Source organism: Clostridia bacterium (assembly GCA_019683875.1).
GTDB lineage: Bacteria > Bacillota > Sulfobacillia > RBS10-35 > Bu92 > Bu92.
The window spans coordinates 1-11,618 of the sequence record JADGHN010000058.1; the positions used below are offsets into that span (position 1 = coordinate 1).

An 11,618-nucleotide genomic window follows, 5' to 3' on the forward strand; every position below is an offset into this window, starting at 1 on the left:
CCGGGGAGGCGGCCGCGGCTGGACCGGCGGCGGTTCAGGACGCGCCGGCGCCGACGGACGGCCACGAGCGCGCGCCGGCTTGGGAAGCCTGGCCCGTGCCGGGAGATTCCGCCATTCTCACGAGCCTCACGCGAGCGGACGGGATCGTGCGCGTGCCGCCGCGCACCCGCTGGGAGGCGGGCGCCATCGTCGATGCGGAACTGCTGGCATCGCTCTCCGGCTGACTTCCCGCGCCCGCCGGAGCGGACGGCAATGGGCGGACCGGCGCGCGCCGCCTGGAGCCGCCCAGGCGGAAGGCGGCCAAGATCGCAAGGAGGACCGCAGCCGTGGACGAATCGCCCTTCACCCACCTGGACCCGACCGGCGCCGCGCGCATGGTCGACGTCAGCGCCAAGGCCGTGACCGCCCGCGCGGCCGTGGCCCGCGGGCTCCTTTACATGCGCCCGGAGACGCTCGAGGCCCTCCTCTCGCGGTCGCTGCCCAAGGGCGACGCCTTCGCGGTCGCGCGCCTCGCGGGCATCCAGGCCGCCAAGGAGACGAGCCGGCTCATCCCGCTCTGCCACCTCCTGCCGTTGAGTTCCGTCGAAGTTCGCCTGGAACCGCGCTCGGCGGTCGAGCCGCCGGCTTGCGCGCCGGGCAGCACGGCCGCGGTCGAGATCACCGGGCTGGCTCGGGCGGACGCGAAGACGGGCGTGGAGATGGAAGCGCTCGTGGCCGTGACCGTCGCCGGGCTGGCGCTTTACGACATGCTCAAGGCCATCGACCGCGACCTCGTGCTCGGCGAGGTGCGCCTCGACGAAAAGACGGGCGGGCGCCGCGGCGAATTCCGTCGAAACGCCGCGCAAGAGCGGGATCGAGGTTGACCGTGCGCGCGGAACCGGCTGATACGGAGAGAAATCACGAGCATCGCACAGCGCGGCCGATGAACGCGGCGAATTCCGCTCCATCCCTTTCGCCGCGGTCAAGCGGACCTGATTGACGCCGTTCACAGGCTTTTCTAGGATACGTGGCGGAACTTGTTAGCACTCATCGAAGGCGAGTGCTAACAGCAGACGGGGCTTGACCCCACATCGCAGAGGAGGGACACGCTGATGAGCGCCAGTCCGGCCACCAGCGCCGAGACCAAGCTCAACATCCGCCCGCTGGGCGATCGCGTCGTCGTCAAGGTCCTGGAGCAGGAGGAGCGTACGGCCAGCGGCATCGTCCTGCCGGACACGGCCAAGGAGAAGCCCCAGCAGGGCAAGGTCCTGGCCGTCGGCAACGGCGCCTACCTGGAGAACTCGAAGGAGCGCCGTCCGCTTGACGTGAAGACGGGCGACACCGTCATCTTCTCCAAGTACGCCGGCACGGAAGTGAAGCTCGGCGGCGAGGAGTACCTGATCCTCAGCGAACGCGACATTCTCGCGGTCGTCGAGGGCTAAGCGACGTCCAGGGGGAGGTCCAGCATGGCCAAGCAGATCATCTTCGACGAACAAGCGCGGCGCGCGCTTGAGCGCGGCGTCAACGCCGTGGCCAACACCGTCAAGGTCACCATCGGGCCCAAGGGCCGCAACGTCGTGCTCGAGAAGAAGTTCGGCGCGCCCACCATCACCAACGACGGCGTCACCATCGCGCGCGACATCGAACTGAAGGACCCGTTCGAGAACATGGGCGCGCAGCTCCTCAAGGAAATCGCCACGAAGACGAACGACGTGGCCGGTGACGGCACCACCACCGCCATCGTGCTCGGCCAGGCGCTCGTGCGCGAAGGCATGAAGGTCGTGGCGGCCGGCGCCAACCCGCTCAGCGTGAAGCGCGGCATCGAGAAGGCGGTCAAGGCCGTCGTCGACGAGATCAAGAAGAACGCGAAGCCGGTGGAGACGCGGGACCGCATCGCGGAGATCGCGTCCGTCTCGGCCAACGACCGTGAAATCGGCAACCTCATCGCCGACGCCATGGAGAAGGTCGGCAAGGAGGGCGTCATCACGGTCGAAGAGTCCAAGACGACGGAGACCACGGTCGACGTCGTCGAGGGCATGCAGTTCGACCGCGGCTACCTCTCGGCGTACATGGTCACCGACACCGAGAAGATGGAAGTCGTCCTCGAGGAGCCGTACATCCTCATCACCGACAAGAAGGTCAGCTCGATCAACGACCTGCTTCCGGTTCTCGAAAAGGTGGTGCAGCGCGGCAAGCCGTTCCTCCTGATCGCGGAGGACGTCGAGGGCGAGGCGCTCGCCACGCTGGTCGTGAACAAGATCCGCGGCACGCTGCAGGCGGCGGCCGTGAAGGCGCCCGGTTTCGGCGACCGCCGCAAGGCGATGCTTGAGGACATCGCCATCCTCACGGGCGGCAAGGTCGTCAGCGAGGACCTCGGCCTCAAGCTGGAGAACGTCACGTTCGACATGTTCGGCCAGGCCGAGCGCGTCACGATCGACAAGGAGAACACCACGATCGTCGGCGGCAAGGGCTCCAAGGAGGAGATCCAGAAGCGGATCGCCGCGATCAAGAAGCAGATCGAGGACACCACGTCCGACTTCGACCGCGAAAAGCTGCAGGAGCGCCTAGCCAAGCTCGCGGGCGGCGTCGCCGTGATCAACGTCGGCGCGGCCACCGAGGTCGAGATGAAGGAGAAGAAGTACCGCATCGAGGACGCCCTCAACGCGACCCGCGCGGGCGTCGAGGAGGGCATGGTCCCCGGCGGCGGCGCCACGTACGTGCACTGCATCAAGGTGCTCGAGAACCTCAAGGCCGATGACCGCGACGAGCAGACGGGCATCGACATCGTCCGCCGCGCGTTGGAGGAGCCGCTCCGCCAGATCGTGCAGAACGCCGGTCTCGAGGGCTCCGTCGTGGTCGAGAAGGTGAAGACGCTGCCGTTCGGCCACGGCTTCGACGTCACCACCATGGAGTACGTCGACCTGTTCAGCCGCGGCGTCATCGACCCGGCGAAGGTCACGCGCTCGGCGCTGCAGAACGCGGCCAGCATCGCGGCCATGGTGCTCACCACGGAGTCCCTCGTGGCCGACATTCCGGAGAAGAAGGAAGCGACGGGCGGCAACAACATGCCCGACATGGACTTCTAGTCCGCCCTGTCGAAGAGCGCCCGGCTCGCGCCGGGCGCTCTCCTTTTTCCGACAGTTTCCAAGTTTTACACGAGAATCATCAAGCGATGAGACATGCACAGGAGGAATTGGCGCGATCTCCACGAATGTTACGTCGTTGGCCATGGCCCAGGGCCGTCGTGCGTGCGCGGGGGAGCGGTCCGGGCCGGGCTGGAGAACATCTTTTCTGGGGAGGAATTGCATTGCGGCAACGGAACAAGCGGCTGCTGTCGCTGATCACGTTGCTTGTGCTCGCGGCCTTCCTGGTCAGCGCCTGCGGCGGCGGCGGGAAGACGCCGGCCACCGGCAGCGAGTCTGAGCAGACGGGCAGCGAGACGGGTGGCATCGACCAGAACCAGTACCTGAACCTCAACCTCGGCGAGGAACCGCCGTCCCTCGACCCGGGCGTCGCCACTGACGTGGTCTCCTTTGAGGTTTTGAATGCCACGCTCGCCGGCCTCACCCGTTACGATGCGGACGGCAAGCTGCAGCCGGAGATCGCGGAGAGCTGGGACGTCAGCGACGACGGCAAGACGTACACCTTCCACCTGCGTGACGCGAAGTGGTCGGACGGCCAGCCCGTCACGTCGAAGGATTTCGCGTACGCGTGGAAGCGTGCGATCGACCCGCGCACCGCTTCGCAGTACGCTTACCAGCTGTACTACATCCAGGGCGCGCAGGAAGCGAACACCCTGACGCCGCCGGACCCGAAGGATACGAAGAAGTACCCGCAGGGCGACAAGGATCCGCAGTACCAGAAGGATACCGAGGCCTTCAACCAGCAGGTTGAAGAGGCGCTCTCGAAGGTCGGCATCGAGACGCCCGACGACAAGACGCTCGTCGTGCACCTGGCTCAGCCCACGGTGTACTGGCTCGGCCTGACCTCGTTCATCACGTACCTGCCGGTCCGCCAGGACATCGTGGAGAAGTTCGGCGACAAGTTCGCGACGGACGCCGACAAGCTGGTCTTCAACGGGCCGTTCAAGATCGACAGCTGGACGCACAACTCCGAGCTCGTCCTCGTCAAGAACGACACGTACTGGGACGCGGACACCGTCAAGCTGCAGAAGATCCACTTCGACATGATCAAGGACAACACCACGATCGTGAACATGTTCGACAGTGGCCAGCTTGACACGACCGGCGTGCCCAGCGACTACATCCAGACGTACAAGGACAAGGGCATGCTCAAGACCCTTGCCGACGCGACGACGTGGTACCTGGAGTTCAACCTCGACCCGCGGAACCAGAACAAGAGCTTCCAGAACAAAAAGATCCGCCAAGCGATCGCCCTGGCCTTCGACCGTCAGGCGTTCGTCGACAACGTGCTGAAGAACGGCTCGCTGCCGGCCACGGCGCTGACGCCGCCTTCGATCCACGACCAGGAGGGCAACTCCTTCAACGAGAAGTGGGTCGGCAAGGACCTCTTCCCGAAGCAGGCTGACGTCGAGCAGGCGAAGCAGCTGCTGCAGGAAGGCTTGCAGGAGCTCGGCCTGAAGGAGTTGCCGGTCGTCACGTTCGTTGGCAGCGACAGCGACACCGGCAAGCTGTGGACGCAGGCGATCACGGACGCGATCACGCAGGTTCTGGGCATCAAGTTCAAGCTGGTGAACGTCGACTTCAAGACGCGGCTCGACATGTACAGGAAGAGCCAGTTCGACATGACGCTCGCCGGCTGGGGCGCGGACTACGACGATCCTGAGACGTTCATGAGCCTGTTCGATTGCCCGACCGGGTACACGTCCAGCAGCCCGGACCTCTACAAGAGCGACAAGGTCGACTGGGCGTTTAACGACCCGCACTGGTGCAACGACGAGTACACGAATCTCGACAAGTCGACGCAGACCACGAACGACAACACGGCCCGCATGCAGGCGTTTGCGAAGATGGAGCAGATCATCCGCGACGAGATTCCGATCGCGCCCATGTTCTGGCCCGCTCGCAACTACGTCGAGCAGCCGTGGGTGAAGGGCATCGTCCGTCGCGCCACGGGTGCGGACACCGAGTGGAAGTGGGCCTACACGCAGGGCCGCCCGAACAGCTAAGCGGCGCTGAAGCCGGGTGAACAGAAGCCGCGCTCGGCGGATCGCGCCAGCGCGAACGGTGAGACCCCGGACTCCGGGGTCTCACCACGTTCACCGGCGGCGGTTCGCCGCGCAGGCAGAACGTGCCATGGACGCCGGCACGGAGATTTGATCTTGTTTACATAAAGGGAGGTGGATCGCGTGGTCCGCTACATCGTTCGCCGTTTCCTGCTCAGTGTGGTCGCGTTCTGGGCCATCGCCACGCTGACGTTCATCCTCATGCACTCGATCCCCGGCGATCCCTTCACGGACCCGAAGCTGCCGGAGCCAATCCACCAGCTGATGCTGCACAAGTATGGGCTCGACAAGCCTCTTTACGAGCAGTACCTGATCTACCTGAACAATCTCCTGCACTTTGACCTGGGCGACAGCCTGCGCTTCCGCGATCAGTCCGTGAACCGGATGATCCGCGACGGGTTCCCGGTTTCGGCGCTGCTCGGCGTCGAGGCGCTGCTGTGGTCGGTCGGCCTCGGGCTTTTCCTGGGTCTCATCGCGGCGTTGAACCGGAACCGCGCGCTCGACATGGTGACGATGGCGATCGCCATCATTGCGATTTCCGTCCCGAACTTCGTGATCGCGGGCGCGCTCCAGTGGCTGTTCGGGGTGAAGCTGGAGATCCTGCCCATCGCGCGCTGGGGAGGGATTGAATACCAGATCCTGCCTGCCATTTCGCTCGGCTTCGGCGTGATCGGCGGCATGGCGCGCTTCATGCGGACATCGGTGCTGGACGTGATCACGCAGGACTACATCCGCACGGCGAAGTCGAAGGGGCTTACCGCGTTCGAGACGGTGTGGCGGCACGTGATCCGCAACTCGCTCCTGCCCATCATCACGATCCTGGGTCCGCTCATCGCCGGCATCACCACGGGCACGTTCGTCGTGGAGCAGATCTTCGGGATCCCCGGGCTCGGCAAGTACTATGTGAACTCGATCTACAACCGCGACTATCCGCTGATCATGGGCACGACCCTCTTCTACGCGGTGCTTCTGATCATCATGAACTTCCTCGTGGACGTGCTTTATGGGGTCGTGGATCCGCGGATTCGCATCACCGGCAAGAGGGAGGCCTGACGGGTGGCTGCCGAACTTCGCCCGGAGCTGTTTGAGCCGGAACGCATGGACACCGCGTTGATGGAAGCCATCGAGCGTCCTCCCGTCACGTTTTGGGGGGACGCATGGCGGCGCTTCAGGAAGAACCGTCTCGCCATGCTGGGGCTGGTGCTCCTCGCCGTCATGACCCTCATCGCCATCGTCGGACCCTATCTCACGCCGTACGACACGGCCACGAACAACTGGATGATCGCCAACCACGGCCCCAGCAAGGATCACTGGTTCGGCACGGACAAGCTCGGCCGCGACATCTTCACCCGGGCGTGGGTCGGCACGCGCATCTCGCTGTTCATCGGCATCACGGCCGCAGCGCTCGACGTGTTCATCGGCACGCTGTACGGCCTGATCTCCGGGTTCTCCGGCGGGGTCGTCGACGACATCATGATGCGCTTCGTCGACATCATGTACGGCATCCCGTACCTGCTGCTCGTGATCCTGCTTCTCGTCATCGTCGGCTCCGGCCTCTGGACGATCATCCTCGCCATGGGCATCTCGGGATGGATCGGCGCCGCGCGTCTCATCCGGGGCCAGGTCCTCCAGCTGAAGGAGCAGGAGTTCGTGCTGGCGGCGCGCACGCTCGGGGCGGGCCGGTGGCGCATCATGCTCCAGCATCTCGTGCCCAACGTCCTCGGCATCCTTCTCGTCAACATGACCCTGACGATTCCCGGCGCCATCTTCGGCGAGGCGTTTCTCTCGTTCATCGGCCTCGGGATCCAGCCGCCGCTGGCCTCGCTGGGCACCATGATCAGCGACGGGTATCAGGTCTACCGGTTATATCCCTACCAGTGGTTCATTCCGGGGTTGCTGCTGGCGATCATCCTGTTCGCGTTCAACGTGGTGGGCGACGGTCTCCGCGACGCGCTCGACCCGAAACTGCGGCAGTAGAAAGGAGGCGTCCCCGTTGGCCCAATCATTGTTGTCGGTGCGAGACCTGCAAGTATCTTTCACGACATACGGCGGCGAAGTGAAAGCCGTCCGGGGCGTCTCGTTCGATGTCGCACAGGGCGAGACCGTGGCGATCGTCGGCGAGTCCGGGTCGGGCAAGTCGGTGACGATGCAGGCCGTGACCCGCCTGCTGCCGACGCCGCCGGCCTTCATCCGCCAGGGCGAGATCCTCTTCGACGGCAAGGACCTTCTGAAGCTCTCGGAGCGCGAGATGCAGAAGGTGCGCGGCGGTGACATCGGCCTGATCTTCCAGGACCCGATGACATCGCTCAACCCGACGATGACGATCGGTCGCCAGATCGCGGAGAACATCCTCAAGCACGACCGGGTCTCCAAGCGAGAGGCGTTCGACCGCGCGGTGGAGATGCTTCGTTTGGTGGGCATCCCCAACCCCCGGGAGCGGGCGATGCAGTACCCGCACCAGTTCTCGGGCGGCATGCGTCAGCGCGCGATGATCGCGATCGCGCTCGCCAGCCGGCCGCGCCTGCTCATCGCCGACGAGCCGACGACGGCGCTTGACGTGACCATCCAGGCGCAGATCCTGGAGCTGATGCAGAAGCTTCAGGACGAGTTCGGCATGGCGATCATCATGATCACGCACAACCTCGGCGTCGTGGCCAAACTGGCGGACCGCATCCTCGTGATGTACGGCGGGAAGATCGTCGAGTCGGGCAGCGCGCGGGACGTCTTCTACCGGCCCCAGCATCCGTACACGGCGGCGCTGCTGCGGTCCGTGCCGCGGCTGGACGCCGACACCACGACGGACCTGGCCAGCATCCCCGGCACCCCGCCGGACCTCTTCAGCCCGCCGCCCGGCTGCGCCTTCGCGCCGCGCTGCGAGTGGGCGATGAAGATCTGCACGCGGAAGCAGCCCGAATATTTTGCCGTGGAGCCGGGCCACCTGTCCGCCTGCTGGTTGCATCACCCCATGGCCGAGGCGCAGGCGCAACGCCGTGCCGCCGCTGAAGGAGGCGTAGCCCATGGCCGTCGCTGAACGCGCCGTCGCCGAACAGGGCGCGGCCACGCGACCGCTGCTCGAAGTCAAGGATCTCCGCAAGTATTTCCCCGCCGGACGCGGCGCCTGGGTCAAGGCGATCGACGGCGTCTCGTTCGAGATCAGGCGCGGCGAGGTGTTCGGCCTTGTGGGCGAGTCCGGCTGCGGAAAGACGACCGTCGGCCGCACGATCGTCCGCCTGTACCGCCCCACGAAGGGCTCCGTCATCTTCGATGGCATCGACGTGCACCGGGCGCCGGCCGCGCAGAGTCGCGCGCTCTACCGCCGCATGCAGATGATCTTCCAGGATCCGTACGCCTCGCTGAACCCGCGCATGACGGTCGGCGACATCATCGGCGAGGCCCTGGACATCCACGGTCTCGCGCCGTCCCGCAAGGCGCGCGCGGAGCGCGTGCAGGAGCTCCTGCAGACCGTCGGCCTGAACAAGGAACATGTGAACCGCTTCCCGCACGAGTTCTCCGGCGGCCAGCGGCAGCGCATCGGCATCGCGCGCGCGCTCGCCGTCAACCCGGAGTTCATCGTCGCGGACGAGCCGATTTCCGCGCTCGACGTCTCCGTGCAGGCGCAGGTCGTCAACCTCATGCGCAAGCTGCAGGAGGAGCGCGGCCTGACGTACCTCTTCATCGCCCACGACCTGGCGATGGTGAAGTACCTGAGCGACCGGATCGGCGTCATGTACCTGGGCCGCATGATGGAGATGGCCACCAGCGAGGAGCTGCACCGCCACCCGCTGCACCCGTACACGCAGGCGCTGCTCTCGGCCATCCCCATCCCGGACCCGGACGTGGAACATTCCCGCGAGCGCATCGTGCTGCAGGGGGACGTGCCGAGCCCCGTCAATCCGCCCAGCGGCTGCCCCTTCCGCACGCGCTGCCCGATCGCGCAGCAGCGGTGCGCGGAAGAGGTGCCGGCCTTCCGGGAGGCGGCGCCCGGCCACTTCGTCGCCTGCCACTTCGCCTGACCGCGCGCCGCACTCCGGCGCCACCATTCCCCGTGAGCCCCCGGGACAGCCGGGGGCTCGCGCCGTTCCGGCCGCCGGCTCGGGATCCTTCGCGTCCCGAAAGGCATGGCGTCCCCGGGGACCCCGTGGTAGAATGCCGGAGTATCCGACGGGAGGTCGTGCGGCGCGATGTGGGTGTTCGCGAAGCTCCGGCGCTTCTATTGGCCCTACCGCTGGACCCTGATCTCCGCCGTCCTGTCCATGGGCTTGCTGACCGCCATCGGCCTCATCCGGCCCTACCTCACCCGATGGCTGATCGACGACGTCATCTACGGCGGCCGCATGGACCTGCTCTGGCCGATCGGCCTTGCGGTCGTGGCGGTGGCGCTCGTCCGGGGCGTCTTCAACTACGGGCGCCAGTACCTGGGCGAGTGGGCGGGGCAGAAGACGGTGTACGTGCTGCGTGCGGCTCTCTATGAAAAGCTGCAGCAGCTCTCGTTCACCTTCTACGACAACGCCAAGACGGGCGACCTGATGTCCCGCCTCACCCTGGACCTGGACGCGTTCCGCATGCTCTTCGCCCAGGGTTTCGTGTTCATCATGGACTTCTTCTTCATGGTCGGCTTCGGCATGATCGCCATGTGGCTGATGTCGCCGCGGCTGACGCTCGTCACGTTCGCGCTCATGCCGTTCCTCGCCGTGGCCGTGCTGCGCTTCGACCGGCGCATCCGGCCGGCCTACGCCGCGATTCGCGAGTCGCTGTCCCGCCTGACGACCGTCGTGCAGGAGAACATCACCGGCATCCGCACGGTGAAGTCGTTCGCGCGCGAGGGCCACGAGGTGGAGCGGTTCCACGAGCGCAACGAGGAATTCGCGCGGAAGAACGTCGTCGCCACGGACCTGATCGCGACCTACATTCCGATCATGGAGGCGATCGGCAACCTTTCGGCGACGCTGCTGCTCTGGTACGGCGGCCGGCTGGTGATCCGGCACGAGATCACGCTGGGCGAGCTCGTGGCCTTCTTCAGCCTCATCGGCTACCTGATCTGGCCGCTGCGGGAGCTCGGCTTCCTCGTCAACCTCGTGGAGCAGGCGCAGGCCGCGGGTGTCCGCCTCCTGGAGATCCTTGAGGCGCCGCCGCACGTGGCCTCGCCGCCCAAGCCGGTCATCGTCAAGCAGCCGCGCGGTTCCGTCCGCTTCGAGGAAGTCTCGTTCCGCTATTCCGACGGTCCCGTCGTGCTTGAGGACATCGAGCTCGACGCCCCGGCCGGTAAGACGGTGGCCCTGCTCGGGGCGACGGGTTCGGGCAAGACCACGCTGGTGTCGCTCATTCCCCGCTTCTACGACGTCACGCGGGGGCGCGTGCGCGTCGACGGGGTCGACGTGCGCCAGTGGGATCTGCACGCGCTGCGGTCCCACGTGGGCTTCGTCCTGTCCGACACGTTCCTCTTCTCGGCGTCGATCCGGGAGAACATCGCCTACGGTCGGCCGGGCGCCAGCCAGGCGGAGATCGAGCGCGCGGCGCGGCTTGCGCAGGCGCACGAGTTCATCAGTGAGCTGCCGCAGGGGTACGACACGGTGGTCGGCGAGCGCGGCCTCGGCCTCTCCGGCGGGCAGAAGCAGCGCATCGCCATCGCCCGCGCCATCCTGGCCGACCCGCGCATCCTCGTGCTCGACGACGCCACGTCCAGCGTGGACATGGAGACGGAATACCTGATCCAGGAAGCGCTCGAAGAGCTCATGGAAGGTCGCACGACGTTCATCATCGCGCACCGGCTCTCGAGCCTGCGCCGCGCGGACGAGATCCTCGTCCTCGACCGCGGCCGCATCGTGGAGCGGGGCCGGCACGAGGAGCTTCTCCTCCGCGGGGGCATCTATCGCCAGGTGTACGACGTCCAGTTCCGCGACTACGAGGAGGAAAAGGCCCGGCGCGCGAGGGCCGGGGAAGGGGGCGAGGGCGCATGAGTGCCGTGATGCAGCGGTTGTCGCGGTTCCTCGGGGAAATCCCGCTTCCGGAGCGGAAGAGCGAGCGGTTCTCGTACCGGGAGGAGGACGCCGTCGAGAAGCCGTTCGACGCGCGCCAGCTCTGGCGGTTGCTGTCGTACGTGGCGCCGTACCGGCGGAGGGTCGCGTGGGCTCTCGCCTTCACGCTGGTCGCCTCGGGCACGCGGCTCGCGCTGCCGTTCATCCTGGGCTTGGCGATCGACCGGGCCATCGCGCCCGGCCGCCTGACGGCGCTCGACCGCTACGCCGCGGGCTACCTCGCCCTGCAGCTCGTCTACTGGGTGGCGTCCTACGTGCGCATCCGCCTGACGAACCGCATGGGCCAGGACGTCCTCCGCGACCTGCGCGCGCAGCTTTTCGGGCACATCCAGGCGCTGTCGTTCGAGTTCTTCGACGGGCGCCCGGCCGGCAAGGTCCTGGTTCGCGTGATCAACGAC

At 66.4% G+C, this 11,618-nt stretch carries 11 protein-coding genes; all 11 read left to right on the top strand.

Features of this window, described 5'->3' with window-relative positions:
- A partial coding sequence (locus tag IRZ18_05990; GenBank protein MBX5476658.1) for a hypothetical protein occupies window positions 1–224 on the top strand: 224 nt, incomplete at its 5' end.
- A gap of 150 nt (window positions 225–374) precedes the next feature.
- A complete protein-coding gene (gene moaC, locus IRZ18_05995) occupies window positions 375–863 on the top strand; it encodes a cyclic pyranopterin monophosphate synthase MoaC (GenBank protein MBX5476659.1) in 489 nt (162 codons plus the stop codon).
- A 228-nt stretch (window positions 864–1,091) separates the two neighbouring features.
- Complete coding sequence (gene groES, locus IRZ18_06000) at window positions 1,092–1,421, top strand: co-chaperone GroES (protein MBX5476660.1); 330 nt, start codon at window positions 1,092–1,094, stop codon at window positions 1,419–1,421.
- A gap of 24 nt (window positions 1,422–1,445) precedes the next feature.
- Window positions 1,446–3,065, top strand: a complete 1,620-nt coding sequence (gene groL, locus IRZ18_06005) for a chaperonin GroEL (GenBank protein ID MBX5476661.1) — start codon at window positions 1,446–1,448, stop codon at window positions 3,063–3,065.
- Window positions 3,066–3,286: 221 nt separating this feature from the next.
- Window positions 3,287–5,128 carry a peptide ABC transporter substrate-binding protein gene (locus IRZ18_06010; protein ID MBX5476662.1) on the top strand — a complete coding sequence of 614 codons (1,842 nt, stop codon included), beginning with the start codon at window positions 3,287–3,289 and terminating at the stop codon, window positions 5,126–5,128.
- 180 nt (window positions 5,129–5,308) lie between these two features.
- Entirely contained in the window at window positions 5,309–6,238 is a 930-nt protein-coding gene (locus IRZ18_06015) for an ABC transporter permease (protein MBX5476663.1), read from the top strand.
- 45 nt (window positions 6,239–6,283) lie between these two features.
- The gene (locus IRZ18_06020) at window positions 6,284–7,162 is read left to right on the top strand and encodes an ABC transporter permease (protein ID MBX5476664.1); all 879 of its coding nucleotides are present in this window, start codon (window positions 6,284–6,286) and stop codon (window positions 7,160–7,162) included.
- Between the two features lie 16 nt (window positions 7,163–7,178).
- Window positions 7,179–8,216 carry an ABC transporter ATP-binding protein gene (locus IRZ18_06025; GenBank protein ID MBX5476665.1) on the top strand — a complete coding sequence of 346 codons (1,038 nt, stop codon included), beginning with the start codon at window positions 7,179–7,181 and terminating at the stop codon, window positions 8,214–8,216.
- A complete protein-coding gene (locus IRZ18_06030; protein ID MBX5476666.1) occupies window positions 8,203–9,198 on the top strand; it encodes an ATP-binding cassette domain-containing protein in 996 nt (331 codons plus the stop codon). The genes IRZ18_06025 and IRZ18_06030 overlap by 14 nt, the downstream gene beginning before the upstream one ends.
- A 168-nt stretch (window positions 9,199–9,366) precedes the next feature.
- Complete coding sequence (locus tag IRZ18_06035) at window positions 9,367–11,142, top strand: ABC transporter ATP-binding protein (GenBank protein ID MBX5476667.1); 1,776 nt, start codon at window positions 9,367–9,369, stop codon at window positions 11,140–11,142.
- Window positions 11,139–11,618, top strand: a 480-nt coding sequence (locus IRZ18_06040; GenBank protein MBX5476668.1) for an ABC transporter ATP-binding protein, incomplete at its 3' end; no start/stop codon positions are given. The genes IRZ18_06035 and IRZ18_06040, both read left to right, overlap by 4 nt.